This is a genomic window from Allorhizobium sonneratiae (assembly GCF_023700755.1).
GTDB lineage: Bacteria > Pseudomonadota > Alphaproteobacteria > Rhizobiales > Rhizobiaceae > Allorhizobium > Allorhizobium sonneratiae.
Map to the genome: position 1 here is coordinate 212,475 of NZ_JAMKOJ010000008.1, position 14,027 is coordinate 226,501.

Sequence of the window (14,027 nt, forward strand, 5' to 3'; positions counted from 1 at the left end):
GCTTACTTGACCAGAACGGGGCCTGTGCCGCGCACAGGTTCGTTTTCATTGATGATGCCGAGGCGGCGGGCGACTTCCTGATAGGCTTCGAGCAGGCCGCCCATATCCTGACGGAAGCGGTCCTTGTCGAGCTTTTCGCGGGTTTCGATGTCCCAGAGGCGGCAGCTGTCGGGCGAGATTTCATCCGCAAGCACGATTCGCATCATATCGCCTTCAAACAGACGGCCGCATTCGATCTTGAAATCGACGAGCTGGATGCCGATGCCGAGGAAAAGCCCGCTCAGAAAATCGTTGACGCGGATGGCAAGCGCCATGATGTCGTCCAGTTCGGCGGGATTGGCCCAGCCGAAGGCGGTGATATGCTCTTCCGAGACAATCGGGTCTTCGAGGGCATCGGATTTATAGTAAAATTCAATGATCGAGCGCGGCAGCACCACGCCTTCCTCGATGCCCAGTCGCCGTGAGAGCGAACCGGCGGCAACATTGCGCACCACGATCTCGAGCGGAATGATTTCCACTTCCTTGATCAACTGCTCACGCATGTTGAGGCGGCGGATGAAATGGGTCGGGATGCCGATCTTGTTGAGATGCGTGAACACATACTCGCTGATGCGGTTGTTCAGCACGCCTTTCCCGTCAATGATTTCGTGTTTCTTCTTGTTGAAGGCGGTGGCATCATCCTTGAAAAACTGGATCAGTGTGCCCGGCTCAGGACCTTCATACAGGATCTTGGCCTTGCCCTCGTAAATACGGCGGCGACGGTTCATGACAGCGTGTCTCTGTTGTTGGCGTCTTGGGAGCGACGCTCGAAATGAGTGTTTGAGGCGGTCCCATAAAGGAAAAAGTGTCGTTTCACAATCCGGCTCTTTCCCTTCCTGTTTATGCGGGCCGATTTTCCGAAAAAGTGCTGTTCTGGTTCCGTGCTCTGACCTCCGTTGCGGAGGGACCTTCAGACGGTCCTGATTGCTGTTATGTGCATCCTTTGTCTGAAACTCGGGCTTTACCTGAAAATCGGTTCGCTGCGGCACAAGATTTTTCCTGTGCCCGATGAGTATTCTAGCACAGTCAATGAAAAGCGCGAAATGAACCGGTCAAGAAAGCCATGGATAACTTCTGGATCTCTCCGGGTAAGGCGGATCGAGACATAAAATGGACATGTCTTCTTTACGGCCAATTTTGAAATAGAAGTTTCCAGAAAAGAGTGGTGAGCGCGCAGGGATTCGAACCCTGGACCTACTGATTAAAAGTCAGTTGCTCTACCGGCTGAGCTACGCGCTCCCGTCTTCGGCAAGGTGTTTGACACCCCCTCGGGAAGTGCGCGGAACATATTCAGGCGGCCGGATATGGTCAACCCATAAAATCCATAAATCCGCATTTTTGCCGGAAGTGCCGAAAGCTCAACAAAAAAATGTGGTTGGCGGAAGGGGTTAAACAAGGTTACGAAAGTTTCGGAGCGCATGACAGTGCAGATCATGGCAAGGTGGGTGATGGATATTTCTTTTTTGACGGCGTTTGTGGCTGGAGCCCTGTCTTTTCTGTCGCCCTGCGTATTACCGCTTGTGCCACCCTATCTCTGTTACATGGCCGGAGTCAGCATCGACCAGTTCCGCGGCGCTACGGTTACGGCAGAAGCGGCGCGGGCGCGTTCGGCCGTGGTCTTCTCCGCCCTGTTTTTCACGCTTGGCTTTTCCACCGTTTTCGTCGCGCTGGGGGCTGGCGCTTCCAGCATCGGCATGATGCTGCGCCAGCATATCGATCTGCTCGGCAAGATCGGCGGGCTGATCATCATTGTCATGGGGCTGAATTTCCTCGGCGTCTTTCGCATCGGGCTTCTGGCGCGCGAGGCCAGGTTTTCCGGTGGTGGCAAGCCTGCCACCTTGAGCGGCGCCTATATCATGGGGTTAGCCTTTGCCTTCGGCTGGACACCCTGTATCGGGCCGGTGCTGGGGGCGATTCTTGCCGTTGCCGCAAGCCGCCACACGGTCGAGCAGGGGGCATTGCTTCTCTCCGTCTATTCGCTCGGCCTTGCCGTGCCGTTCTGGATCGCAGCAGGCTTTTCCGGCGCCTTCATGCGCTTTCTGGCCCGTTTCCGCCGCCATCTTGGGTTGGTGGAAAAGGCCATGGGCCTGCTCCTCGTTCTCACAGGACTGGCCTTTATTTTCGGCTTCGTCTCCGATCTGGCGATCTGGTTTCAGCAGAGCTTTCCGATCCTGTCAAAGATCGGATGATTGGCTCATGACGGCTGGCGTGAGAGGATTTTCCCTTTCACCATCTCGCGAAATGCGCCAAAACCTTTGCCGGGGGCAACGCCTTCGCGCATGACAAAGTGTCTTACCGGTGAAAATTGCGACAGAACGTGCAACCCGGCCGCCCGCACCATCTGCACCGGCAGAAAAGCCGAGAGCAGCGAGCGGTTGAGCAGGTCGACGCTTGCCGTGCGGCTTAACACATCTACCTTGCGGCGGCGGTCGAAACGGGCGCCGATCTCTTCGCCAAGCGGCCTGTCCGGTTCGGCGCCAACGAGATCTTCCAGCGTCATGATATCACGCAGGCTGAGATTGAGGCCCTGCGCTCCGATGGGCGGGAAGGCATGCGCCGCTTCGCCGATGAAGACGGCACGCCCCTTGCCGTAACGGGTCGCCGTCATGCCGGAGAGCGGCCAGTATTGTACGCCGGGTTCCACCGTCACCTTGCCGAGGAGCGATTGCATCCTCTCTTCGATCAACTGTGAAAGCGCGCCAAGCGGCAATTCTGCCAGTCGCTTTGCCTCCTGCGGCTCAACCACCCACACAAGGCTGGAGCGTTTGCCGGACAGCGGTACCTGGGTAAAGGGGCCGGTTTCGGTGTGAAACTCGGTCGAGACATTGTCATGTGGAAGCTCATGGGCAAAATTCAGCACCAATGCGCTCTGTGGGTACGACCAGGTTTTCAGGGAAACGCCTGCCGTCTGGCGGGTGAGCGAGCCACGCCCGTCTGCGCCGACGACAAGTTCACCTTCGATCTGCCGGTCATCGGCAAGGGTGACTGCTACGTCGTTTGCGGAAAAGACGATCGCGCTGGCATTGCTATGAATAACGGTGATGTTCGGCTCCAGATCCACCGCTTTGCTGAAGGCGTTCAGGAGATCGGCATTGGTGAAATTATAACCGAAAGCCGCAAGGCCGATTTCCGAACTGCGGAAGGCAACCGGGGGGGCGCGCAAGAGCCGTTTTGTCCCGTCGATGATCTGCATCGTGGCAAGGGCGGAGGCTTTTGGCTTCAGCCCATCCCAAAGTCCGAGCCTGTCGAGAAAGCGGACCGATTGATCCATCAGCGCGGTGGTGCGGCGGTCATCGGTTTTGCGGTCGCCGGCAATAAGCATGACCTTGCGGCCCCGTCTTGCCAAAGCAAGGGCGGCGACAGAACCGGCAAGACCGGCGCCAATGATGATGATTTCGCTTCTGTCCATCGGATCATTCCTCAAACGCTTCATTCCTTTCATGTAATTCGCCCGTCATGGAAAATCCATGGGCCGAAATGGCGCAGTCAAACGCAAATCTGCCATGAAAACCCAAGGGGGCAGGTGTTTCGGCTGTTGCTTTTACGGCAATTTCAGGGAATATCGCGGCAAAGACGTGTAAGCCCGGCCTTTGCCGGAAAAGGACTGTCCTACCCATTATGAAGATTTTTAACTATAAACGGGTGCCTTATGCGGAAATGCGGGCATTTTCCGTGCATATCCTGACAGCCTCGGGTTCCTTTCTCGCCTTTCTCGGTGTGGTGGCGGCAGCTGAACGGCGCTTTGTCGATATGTTCTGGTGGTTGGGGCTGGCATTGCTGGTAGATGGGATCGATGGACCGATCGCCCGCAAGGTCAAGGTCAAGGAAGTGCTGCCCAACTGGTCGGGCGACATGCTGGACAATATCATCGACTATGTCACCTATGTGCTGTTGCCGGCCTTTGCGCTCTATCAAAGCGGGATGATCGGCCAACCCTGGTCTTTTCTCGCTGCGGGCATGATCGTGATGTCGAGCGCTATCTATTATGCCGACATGGGCATGAAGACGGAGGAATATTTCTTCTCCGGCTTTCCTGTTGTCTGGAACATGGTGGTGTTCACGCTGTTTGTCATTCATGCCACGGCAATGACCTCGATGATCGTCGTGGTCTTTTCGGTCATCCTGACCTTCCTGCCGATCAATTTTCTTCATCCTGTGCGGGTCAAGCGGCTGCGGCCGCTCAATCTCGGCATATTCCTCGTCTGGTGTGCTCTGGGCGGCTATGCACTGCTTGTGCATTTCGATACGCCGGCATGGCTGCTTCTGCCTTTTGTCGTTTCCGGCCTCTACCTCTATTTTATCGGGGCGGTGCTGCAGTTTTTACCGGCCCTTGGCCGCCGGTAACGAAGTGTTTGCCTGAAAATCGGGCATGATCCAAAAAATGATCTTTCAGGGAGTTGCCTCCCCCGATAAACTCGCTATCAATACAAATAATTCTGGTGGCTTTGCGCGGTTGTCCGGCTAAGCCACTGATATAGCTTGTCTATGAAGACTGCCGGGATATGGGCCTGCGGCAGGGCAAGGGGGTCAGGTGTCGCATAGCCGCGTCGAAGCACAGACTTCGCTGTTGTCCGTTCATAAAATCGTCAAGCGTTTCGGGGCCTTTGCGGCCTGTGACGGTATTGATCTTCAGATTGCGCCTGGTGAAATTCATGCCCTTCTTGGCGAAAACGGCGCTGGAAAATCGACTCTGGTGAAAATGCTGTTCGGCGTGCTGACGCCAACGGAAGGTGCAATATTCTGGAAGGGGCAGGCCGTTGACATTGCATCACCCGCGGAAGCCAGAAAGCTTGGCATCGGCATGGTGTTCCAGCATTTTTCCTTGTTTGAGGCCTTGACGGTCGCGGAGAATATTGCCCTGTCGCTCGACCGTTCGGTCTCGATTGGCGACATTGCCGAAAAGGCACGCTCGCTTTCGGCGGCATACGGCCTGCCGCTTGATCCTTTCGCCCATGTGGCCGATCTTTCGGTTGGCGAGCGCCAGCGCATCGAAATCGTCCGGGCACTGCTGCAAAATCCGCAACTGATCATTCTCGACGAGCCGACATCGGTGCTGACGCCGCAAGAGGCCGACCGGCTGTTTGAAACGCTGGACAAGCTGAAGGCCGAAGGCCGATCCGTGCTCTATATCAGCCACCGGCTGGAAGAGGTGCAGCGCATTTGCGACCGCGCCACGGTGCTGCGCCACGGCAAGGTCACCGGATCCTGCGCACCGCGGCAGGAAACGCCCGCCTCGCTGGCGCGGATGATGGTTGGCGCCGAAGTGGCTGTGGTCAAGCCGGATTATACCGGGCCACGCGGACCCGAACTGCTGCGGGTCGATACGCTCTCGGTCAGGCCGCGCAGTCCCTTTGCCATGGCGCTGAAAGAGGTCTCGCTCAGTGTGCGCGCAGGGGAAATCCTTGGTATTGCCGGGGTGGCGGGCAACGGGCAGAGTGAGTTGTTTGATATTCTCTCCGGTGAATATCCGGTGAACAGACATGATGCGATCATGCTTTGTGGCAAGGCAGTCGGAACATCCGGAATCAATCCAAGGCGGCTGATCGGCGGCGGTTTCGTGCCGGAAGAGCGTCATGGTCATGGGGCGGTGGTCGGGCTGTCACTGTCGGACAATCTGCTTTTGTCGCGTCATCGTTCGGATCGCGGCCATTATACCAGCGGCGCGCTGGGCTTCATTCACCGTCATGCGGTCCAGGAGGCCACGGCACGGATTTGCGAATCGATGGATGTGCGTAAAAGCGGTCATGATCCTGACGCAGGATCACTCTCGGGTGGAAACCTGCAAAAATTCATCATGGGACGGGAGCTGGAGCGCAAACCTGCCGTTCTCGTGGTCAATCAGCCCACCTGGGGGGTGGATGCCGGGGCAGCCAGCACCATCCGGCAGGCGATGATCGATCTTGCCCGGCAGGGCTCGGCCATTGTCATGATCAGCCAGGATCTCGATGAAATCTTCGAGGTAGCGACGTCGATTGCCGCCATTTCGGAAGGTCGGTTGTCGCCAGCCTATGCGGCGGACACCATGACGCGTGAACGGATCGGCCTTTTGATGGGCGGCCTGCATGGACTGGAGGGCGACCATGCGCATTGAACTGGAAAAAAGAACCCGTCCATCCGGCTTTTTCACCATTGCATCGCCGCTTCTGGCGCTGGCTTTGACCCTCTTTTTCGGCGGTCTGATGTTCTGGGCGCTGGGCAAGAACCCGTTTTTTGCCCTTTACAGTTTCTTCATCGATCCGTTGACACAGGTGTGGTCGCTGCATGAACTGGCAATCAAGGCAGCTCCGCTGATCCTGATCGGCGTCGGTCTGTCGGTCTGTTATCGCGCCAACAACTGGAATATCGGTGCGGAAGGCCAGTTCACCGTCGGTGCGATCATTGGCTCTTATCTGCCGGTGACCTATTATCAATGGCATTCACCTTTGCTTCTGCCGTTGATGATGGTGATGGGCATGATCGGTGGAGCGCTTTACGCCGCCATTCCCGCGCTGCTGAAAACCCGTTTCAACACCAATGAAATCCTGACCAGCCTGATGCTGGTCTATATTGCCCAGTTCATTCTCGATTATCTGGTGCGTGGTCCCTGGCGCGATCCGCAGGGCTTCAACTTTCCCCAGACACGGGATTTCGTCGATCAGGCGGTGCTCCCTGCCATATGGGAGGCCTCTGGTCGCGCCCATTGGGGCTTCATCTTCGCGCTGGTCGCTGCCGTTGGCGTGTGGATCATGATGCGCTACACGATGAAGGGCTTCGAGATCGACGTGATTGGTCGCTCGGAACGGGCAGGGCGCTTTGCCGGGTTTTCGGCGCGGGGCATGACCTGGTTTTCCCTGATGTTTTCCGGCGCGCTGGCCGGGCTTGCCGGCATTGCCGAAGTCTCCGGCTCCATTGGTCATCTACAGCCGTCGATTTCGCCGGGCTATGGTTTTACCGCCATCATCGTCGCCTTTCTCGGGCGGCTCAATCCGCTGGGCATAATCGTTTCCGGTCTGGTATTGGCGCTGACCTATCTTGGCGGTGAGGGTGCGCAGCTTGCCCTTGGGCTTTCCGACAAGATTGCCCGGGTGTTTCAGGGCATGTTGCTGTTTTTCGTGCTCTCCTGCGACACGCTGATTGCCTACAAGATCAGGATTGTCTGGACCAAGGCGCGCAATGCCGTCATTGGAGGCACAAAATGATGTTTCAGGCGATGCTTTTAACAATCATCACCGCCTCTACCCCGTTGGTGATCGCTGCCATCGGCGAACTGGTGACGGAGCGGTCTGGCGTGCTCAATCTCGGCGTCGAGGGCATGATGGTCATGGGTGCGGTCGGTGCCTTTGCCGCCGCTCATTATACCGGCTCGCCGCTGATTGGCGTTGTGGCAGGCATTGCCACGGGCGCGGTCTTTTCGTTGCTCTTTGGCTTTCTGACGCTGACGCTGGTGGCCAATCAGGTTGCGACCGGGCTGGCGCTGACGCTTTTGGGCCTTGGCCTGTCCGGTCAACTCGGAGAAAAGCTGGTCGGTGCGCCGGGTGTGCAGTTGATGCCCATTGATATCCCTGTCCTGTCGGGCCTGCCCTTTGTCGGTCCGGTTCTGTTTCATCAGGACATGATCTTTTATTTGTCCATTGCGCTTGTCATCGGCGTCCACTGGTTTCTGTTCAGGAGCCGGCGTGGGCTGATGCTGCGCGCTGTCGGTGACAGTCACGCTTCAGCGCATACTTTGGGTCTCAACGTGCTGCGCATCCGCTATCTGGCGGTGTTGTTCGGCGGCGGTTGCGCCGGGCTTGCCGGTGCACAGCTGTCGCTGGTTTATACGCCGCAATGGGCGGAAAACATGACGGCGGGGCGCGGCTGGATTGCGCTGGCGCTGGTGGTCTTTGCCTCTTGGCGTCCGGCCAGAGTGCTGGCGGGTGGCTATCTCTTCGGAGCTGTCACGATAGGCCAGCTTTATGCACAGGCGCTCGGTATCGGCCTGCCGTCGCAATTTCTCTCGGCGCTTCCTTATGCGGCGACGATTGTGGTTTTGATTGCAATCTCGCATAATCGGCGCACAACGCTGATCAATACACCTGCGGCGCTTGGCAAGCCTTTCGTGCCGGACCGCTAGGCTTCTCTGACCGATTACCTTCTTCCAAACCATAGGGGAAACCATGAAGAAACTGACCCTCGCCCTTGCCTCCGCCGCGGCTATGCTGATGACCGTGACGACTGGCGCTGAGGCTGCCGGCAAGACCAAGATCTGCTTCGTCTATGTCGGCAGCGTTAATGACGGCGGCTATACCGAAGGCCATGACCGTGGCCGCAAGGAATTGCAGGCCCATTTCGGCGACAAGATCGAAACGCCTTATCTGGAAAACGTTCCGGAAGGCCCGGATGCCGAGCGCGCTATCGAGCGTCTGGCCCGTGACGGCTGCAAGCTGATCTACACCACCTCTTTCGGCTTCATGGATGCGACGCTGAAAGTGGCGAAGAAATTCCCGAACGTGAAGTTCGAACACGCGACCGGTTACAAGACCGCTCCCAATGTCGGCACCTATAATTCCCGCTTCTATGAAGGCCGTTACATCGCCGGTGTGATCGCCGGGAAGATGTCGAAGAAGGGTGAGGCCGGCTACATCGCCTCCTTCCCGATTCCGGAAGTGGTGATGGGCATCAATGCTTTCGAGCAGGGCGCGAAGTCGGTCAATCCGAATTTCAAGATGAAGGTCGTCTGGGTCAACAGCTGGTATGATCCGGGCAAGGAAGCCGACGCCGCCAAGGCACTGATCGATCAGGGCGTCGATATCCTGACGCAGCACACCGATTCGACCGCGCCGATGCAGGTTGCCGAACAGCGCGGCATCAAGGCCTTCGGTCAGGCTTCCGACATGATCAAGGCCGGTCCTCATGTGCAGCTGACGGCGATCGTCGATACCTGGGGCGCTTACTACATCAAGGAAACCCAGACCTTCCTCGACGGCAAGTGGAAGTCCGAGCAGACCTGGGACGGTCTGAAGGACGGCATCCTGACCATGGCGCCCTACACCAATATGCCCGATGACGTGAAGAAGCTGGCGGAAGAGACCGAAGCCAAGATCAAGTCCGGCGAGATCGTGCCTTTCAGCGGCCCGATCAACAAGCAGGACGGAACGCCCTGGCTGAAGGCCGGTGAAAAGGCTGACGACGCAACCCTGCTCGGCATGAATTTCTATGTGCAGGGCGTGGACGACAAGCTGCCGAAATAAGGCTTGGCAGATTGATTCTGCCTGATAATCTGTGCCGCGCAGCTCATGCTGTGCGGCATTTTTTTAAGGATTGGGCCATGAAGCTTCATCGCGTCACAGAACAGCTTGATGTCAACGACAGCAATCTCTCTGGCTCTGTCTTTGTGAATGCCAATCTGTCCGGCAGCCGCTATGTTCAGATCAATTTCGCCGGTGCCCGTTTCGAGGACAGCAATTTGACCGGATGGCAGATCAACAACGCCAATCTTGCCGGTTTCCGTGCCAATGACGTCAATTTATCCGGGAGCCAGATTCAGAATGCCAACCTGTCTGGCGTGCAGATCATAGCTTGCCGGCTGACTGGCGCGACCATTGACGGCATTTCCATCGAAGAGCTGCTTGCCAACTATCGGGCGTCACATCCGTCAGCCCGTGGGGATGAGGCGTGACATTTCTCCGTTTGTAGTTTTTTGCCAAGCTGTTAAACAGCCTCTTCCGATCGCTCGATCGGATATGACCATGTTGATTGGCTGGAGAAGATCATGAGCCGCACCTGCCTTGCCGTCATTCTTGCCGCTGGCGACAGCACGCGGATGAAGTCCTCGATGTCCAAGGTGCTGCATCCTGTCGCCGGGCAGCCGATGATTGCCCATGTGATGCAGGTGGTTCAGAAAAGCGGCATCGCTGACGTGGCGCTGGTGGTGGGGCGCGATGCGCAAGCCGTGTCCAGGGCTGCCGAGGTCGAGGGGCTTTCGATCACATCCTTCACCCAGACCGAGCGTCTTGGCACCGGGCATGCGGTGCTGACGGCGCGTGAGGCGATTGCCCGTGGCTATGACGAGATCCTCGTCGCCTATGGCGATGTGCCGCTGATCACGCCGGAAACGCTGATGACCGCAAGGGCGGCCATGGCGGGTGGCTGCGATGTTGCCGTGATCGGCTTTCACACGGCAAAGCCAACGGGTTACGGACGTCTTCTCGTCAAAAATGACGAACTCCTGGCCATACGTGAGGAAAAGGATGCGAGCGAAGAGGAGCGCAAGATCACCCGCTGCAACAGCGGTCTGATGGTGATCGACGGCAAGAAGGCGCTCGACCTTTTGTCGCGCATTGGCAACGAGAACGCCAAGGGTGAATATTATCTGACCGATCTCGTGGAAATCGCCCGTTCGCTCGGTGGTCGCGCTGTCGCGGTCGATGCCTCGGAGGAGGAAGTCTCCGGCTGCAACAACCGGGCGGAACTGGCTGTGATCGAGCACCTGTGGCAGGTGCGCCGCCGCCATGAGATCATGCTGTCCGGCGTGACGATGATTGCGCCGGAAACGGTGTTTTTAAGCCATGATACGGTGATCGGTCAGGATGCGTTGATCGAGCCGAATGTCGTTTTCGGTCCGGGCGTGACGGTGGAAAGCGGCGCGGTGATCCATGCCTTTTCCCATCTCGAAGGCGCGCATGTTGCCTCAGGCGCAACGGTTGGGCCATTTGCGCGCTTGCGTCCGGGAGCCGACCTTGCCGAAGGCGCCAAGGTCGGCAATTTCTGCGAGGTGAAGAAGGCCGAGATCGGTGCGGGCGCCAAGGTCAACCACCTGACCTATATCGGCGATGCGGTGATCGGTGCGGGCACCAATATCGGTGCAGGCACGATCACCTGCAATTATGACGGCATCAACAAGCACGAAACCCGCATTGGCAAAAACGCCTTTATCGGCTCGAACAGTGCGCTGGTCGCCCCCGTTACCATTGGTGACGGCGCTTATGTCGCATCCGGCAGCGTGATCACCGAGACCGTGCCGGATGATGCGCTGGCCTTTGGCCGGGCGCGGCAGGAGGTGAAGCCGGAGCGGGCAAAAGCCGTACGCGAGCGGGCGGTGGCCTTGAAGGCGATGAAAAAGAACGGCCATTCATAACGGTTTTTTTCGTAACGTTACGATATCCAATGTGAATCGCCACCGCATTGCGAAAATCATCAGACATTGTAGGACTGTCTCGCCCGCTCCTTGAGCGGGCGAGCGTTTGTCTGGAAAAAGTGGAACCCGGTTTTTCAGATCAAGACAAACGAAAACAAAAGAATCGTGAGTGTGTCTGGTTCAATCTGAACCTGACAGAGTCACGTGAAGGAGAAAGATCATGTGCGGTATTGTTGGGATCGTGGGCAATCAGCCCGTGGCGGGGCGTCTGGTGGATGCGCTGAAGCGGCTGGAATATCGCGGTTACGATTCCGCCGGTGTCGCAACGCTGAAGGATGGCGCGATGGAGCGCCGCCGGGCCGAAGGCAAACTGTTCAATCTGGAAAAGCTGCTGTCGGAAAAGCCGCTTGCAGGCGAAATCGGCATTGCCCATACCCGCTGGGCCACCCATGGCGTGCCAAACGAAATCAATGCCCATCCGCATTTCGTCGATGGCGTTGCCGTGGTGCATAACGGCATTATCGAAAATTTCGCCGCGTTGAAAACCGAGCTGATGGCAGAGGGCGCGATTTTCACCAGCCAGACCGATACCGAGGTCGTGGCCCATCTTCTCGCCCGCTATCGCCGCGAAGGGCTGGACGGCAAGGCGGCCATGCTTGCCATGCTGAACCGGGTCGAGGGCGCTTATGCATTGCTGGTGATGTTTGCCGACGAGCCGGAAAAGCTTTACGCCGCCCGTTTCGGGCCACCACTGGCGGTTGGCCATGGCCGGGGCGAGATGTTTCTGGGTTCGGATGCGATTGCCCTTTCACCCTTCACCCATGAAATCACCTATCTGGTCGATGGCGACTGCGCCATTCTCTCCCGTGATACGGTCGAGATCGTCGATTTTTCCGGCAAGCCGGTGAGCCGGCAGAAGCAGATATCGCAGGCCGCCGCCTTCATGGTGGACAAGGGCAATCACCGCCATTTTATGGAAAAGGAAATCTACGAGCAGCCGGAGGTGATCTCGCATGCGCTCTCGCATTATGTCGATCTGGCAGGCCTGACCGTCAAGCCTGCCGATCCGGCGATTGATTTTGCAAACCTCAGAGGTCTGGCGATTTCTGCCTGCGGCACGGCCTATCTGGCCGGTCTTGTCGGCAAATACTGGTTCGAGCGCTATGCGCGTCTGCCGGTGGAAATCGACGTGGCGTCGGAATTTCGCTACCGGGAAATGCCGCTGTCGAAGGATCAGGCGGCGCTGTTCATTTCACAGTCCGGGGAGACCGCCGATACACTCGCTTCGCTGCGCTATTGCCGTCAGGAAGGACTGGCCATCGGTGCGGTGGTCAATGTGCGCGAATCGACCATTGGCCGCGAGGCGGATGCGATTTTCCCGATTCTGGCCGGGCCGGAAATTGGCGTTGCCTCGACCAAGGCCTTTACCTGCCAATTGGCGGTGATGGCGTCGCTCGCCGTTGCGGCGGGCAAGGCGCGTGGGCTGATCACGGCCGTCGAAGAGCAGGAGATGGTCGGCCATCTTGCCGAAATGCCGCGCATTATGAGCAAGGTATTGAACGCCATTCAGCCGCAGATGGAAAACCTGTCGCGTGAACTTTCACGCTTCAAGGATGTGCTTTATCTCGGTCGCGGCACCAGCTATCCGCTGGCGCTGGAAGGCGCGCTGAAGCTCAAGGAAATCTCCTATATCCACGCCGAAGGCTATGCCGCTGGCGAACTGAAACATGGGCCGATTGCGCTGATCGATGAAAACATGCCGGTTATCGTGATTGCGCCGCATGACCGTTTCTTTGAGAAAACCGTCTCCAACATGCAGGAGGTTGCCGCCCGCGGCGGCCGCATCATCTTCATCACCGACGAGACGGGGGCCAAAGCGGCCAGGCTCGACACCATGGCCACCATCGTGCTGCCCGATGTGGCGGAGATCATCGCGCCCATGGTGTTTTCGCTGCCGATCCAGCTTCTGGCCTATCACACGGCTGTGTTCATGGGGACGGATGTCGATCAGCCGCGCAACCTCGCCAAATCGGTCACAGTTGAGTAAGGTCGATTCTGGCTGGGATATGTTCAGCCGGAAACGAAAGAGGTGAGATGAGCGACAGCCCCGAGCGACTTTCCTTTGGCAGCCGGTTGAGGACCAATTTCCTGACCGGCCTGATCATCTGCGCACCGCTGGCCATCACCGTCTGGATCACCTTCGCCTTCATCAACTGGGCCGATAGCTGGGTTACGCCCTATATTCCGGAGCGCTATAACCCGGAATATTATTTCAACATTACCATTCCCGGCACCGGGCTTTTGATCGCGGTGATCTTCATCACCCTGATCGGCTTTCTCGGGCGCAATCTGATTGGCCGTTCCATCGTCAATTTCGGCGAATCCATCCTGCAGCGCATGCCGCTGGTGCGCACGCTCTATAAAAGCCTGAAGCAGATTTTCGAGACGGTGCTGAAGGATCAGTCCACCTCTTTTAAAAAGGTCGGGCTGATCGAATTTCCAAGTCCCGGCACCTGGGCGCTGGTCTTTGTCGCCACCGATGTCGGCGGCGAGATTGCCGCACGGCTGAACGAGGATGGCGAAACCATGGTGGCGGTGTTCATGCCGCCGACGCCGGTGCCAACGGCGGGCTTCTTGATGTTCGTGCCGCGCAGCAAACTCAAGCTGCTCGACATGACACCGGAAGAAGCGGCCAAGATGCTGATCTCCGGCGGTCTTGTCATGCCGGACTGGAAACCGGGTGCGAAGATTATTGTGCCGCCCGTGGTTGTGCCTGAAAACTTTGGCGCCTAAGGTGAATTGACCGTAAGCTGTCACGTTATTGTTATTCTGCTTGATTAAGTCTTTCCTCAAGGGCGGTTCCCTGTGAATTCAGGGGGTTCTGCCGTCATTG

General features: G+C 57.7%; 12 protein-coding genes and 1 tRNA gene. 10 read left to right on the forward strand and 3 right to left on the reverse strand.

Features of this window, described 5'->3' with window-relative positions; translation table 11 throughout:
• Positions 1–2 precede the first annotated feature (2 nt).
• Entirely contained in the window at positions 3–767 is a 765-nt protein-coding gene (purC, locus tag NAC44_RS15685; RefSeq protein ID WP_250942269.1) for a phosphoribosylaminoimidazolesuccinocarboxamide synthase, read from the reverse strand.
• Positions 768–1,202: 435 nt separating this feature from the next.
• Positions 1,203–1,278, reverse strand: a tRNA-Lys gene (locus tag NAC44_RS15690).
• A gap of 194 nt (positions 1,279–1,472) precedes the next feature.
• Between NAC44_RS15690 and NAC44_RS15695 the strand changes: the two genes are divergently transcribed.
• Positions 1,473–2,228: a cytochrome c biogenesis CcdA family protein gene (locus NAC44_RS15695; protein WP_250942339.1), complete on the forward strand. Its 756-nt coding sequence runs from the start codon at positions 1,473–1,475 to the stop codon at positions 2,226–2,228.
• Between the two features lie 5 nt (positions 2,229–2,233).
• Here NAC44_RS15695 and NAC44_RS15700 read toward each other — a convergent pair whose 3' ends face one another.
• On the reverse strand, positions 2,234–3,448 hold the full coding sequence (locus NAC44_RS15700) for a UbiH/UbiF family hydroxylase (RefSeq protein WP_250942271.1): 1,215 nt from the start codon (positions 3,446–3,448) through the stop codon (positions 2,234–2,236).
• 209 nt (positions 3,449–3,657) lie between these two features.
• On the opposite strand from NAC44_RS15700, the gene pcsA reads away from it, so the two are divergent.
• From pcsA to NAC44_RS15745, 9 genes are all read left to right on the forward strand, one after another.
• Entirely contained in the window at positions 3,658–4,383 is a 726-nt protein-coding gene (gene pcsA, locus NAC44_RS15705; RefSeq protein ID WP_250942273.1) for a phosphatidylcholine synthase, read from the forward strand.
• Between the two features lie 187 nt (positions 4,384–4,570).
• Positions 4,571–6,130 carry an ABC transporter ATP-binding protein gene (locus NAC44_RS15710; protein ID WP_250942275.1) on the forward strand — a complete coding sequence of 520 codons (1,560 nt, stop codon included), beginning with the start codon at positions 4,571–4,573 and terminating at the stop codon, positions 6,128–6,130.
• Positions 6,120–7,217, forward strand: coding sequence for an ABC transporter permease (locus NAC44_RS15715; protein ID WP_250942277.1), 1,098 nt, complete (start codon positions 6,120–6,122; stop codon positions 7,215–7,217). Before NAC44_RS15710 ends, NAC44_RS15715 begins: the two co-directional genes overlap by 11 nt.
• Complete coding sequence (locus NAC44_RS15720; RefSeq protein ID WP_250942280.1) at positions 7,214–8,131, forward strand: ABC transporter permease; 918 nt, start codon at positions 7,214–7,216, stop codon at positions 8,129–8,131. The genes NAC44_RS15715 and NAC44_RS15720 overlap by 4 nt, the downstream gene beginning before the upstream one ends.
• 43 nt (positions 8,132–8,174) lie before the next feature.
• Positions 8,175–9,248, forward strand: coding sequence for a BMP family ABC transporter substrate-binding protein (locus NAC44_RS15725; RefSeq protein ID WP_250942282.1), 1,074 nt, complete (start codon positions 8,175–8,177; stop codon positions 9,246–9,248).
• A 77-nt stretch (positions 9,249–9,325) separates the two neighbouring features.
• On the forward strand, positions 9,326–9,676 hold the full coding sequence (locus NAC44_RS15730) for a pentapeptide repeat-containing protein (protein ID WP_250942284.1): 351 nt from the start codon (positions 9,326–9,328) through the stop codon (positions 9,674–9,676).
• A gap of 93 nt (positions 9,677–9,769) precedes the next feature.
• On the forward strand, positions 9,770–11,134 hold the full coding sequence (gene glmU, locus NAC44_RS15735) for a bifunctional UDP-N-acetylglucosamine diphosphorylase/glucosamine-1-phosphate N-acetyltransferase GlmU (protein ID WP_250942286.1): 1,365 nt from the start codon (positions 9,770–9,772) through the stop codon (positions 11,132–11,134).
• Between the two features lie 220 nt (positions 11,135–11,354).
• On the forward strand, positions 11,355–13,181 hold the full coding sequence (gene glmS, locus NAC44_RS15740; protein ID WP_250942288.1) for a glutamine--fructose-6-phosphate transaminase (isomerizing): 1,827 nt from the start codon (positions 11,355–11,357) through the stop codon (positions 13,179–13,181).
• Positions 13,182–13,228: 47 nt separating this feature from the next.
• Complete coding sequence (locus tag NAC44_RS15745; RefSeq protein WP_250942290.1) at positions 13,229–13,927, forward strand: DUF502 domain-containing protein; 699 nt, start codon at positions 13,229–13,231, stop codon at positions 13,925–13,927.
• The last annotated feature ends 100 nt before the right edge of the window (positions 13,928–14,027 follow it).

Bases quoted from the DNA above. Each gene is read 5' to 3' on its own strand.
- purC (WP_250942269.1), bottom strand. From the start codon at position 767: ATGAACCGTCGCCGCCGTATTTACGAGGGCAAGGCCAAGATCCTGTAT.
- NAC44_RS15695 (WP_250942339.1), top strand. From the start codon at position 1,473: ATGGCAAGGTGGGTGATGGATATTTCTTTTTTGACGGCGTTTGTGGCT.
- NAC44_RS15700 (WP_250942271.1), bottom strand. From the start codon at position 3,448: ATGGACAGAAGCGAAATCATCATCATTGGCGCCGGTCTTGCCGGTTCT.
- pcsA (WP_250942273.1), top strand. From the start codon at position 3,658: ATGAAGATTTTTAACTATAAACGGGTGCCTTATGCGGAAATGCGGGCA.
- NAC44_RS15715 (WP_250942277.1), top strand. From the start codon at position 6,120: ATGCGCATTGAACTGGAAAAAAGAACCCGTCCATCCGGCTTTTTCACC.
- NAC44_RS15720 (WP_250942280.1), top strand. From the start codon at position 7,214: ATGATGTTTCAGGCGATGCTTTTAACAATCATCACCGCCTCTACCCCG.
- NAC44_RS15725 (WP_250942282.1), top strand. From the start codon at position 8,175: ATGAAGAAACTGACCCTCGCCCTTGCCTCCGCCGCGGCTATGCTGATG.
- NAC44_RS15730 (WP_250942284.1), top strand. From the start codon at position 9,326: ATGAAGCTTCATCGCGTCACAGAACAGCTTGATGTCAACGACAGCAAT.
- glmU (WP_250942286.1), top strand. From the start codon at position 9,770: ATGAGCCGCACCTGCCTTGCCGTCATTCTTGCCGCTGGCGACAGCACG.
- glmS (WP_250942288.1), top strand. From the start codon at position 11,355: ATGTGCGGTATTGTTGGGATCGTGGGCAATCAGCCCGTGGCGGGGCGT.
- NAC44_RS15745 (WP_250942290.1), top strand. From the start codon at position 13,229: ATGAGCGACAGCCCCGAGCGACTTTCCTTTGGCAGCCGGTTGAGGACC.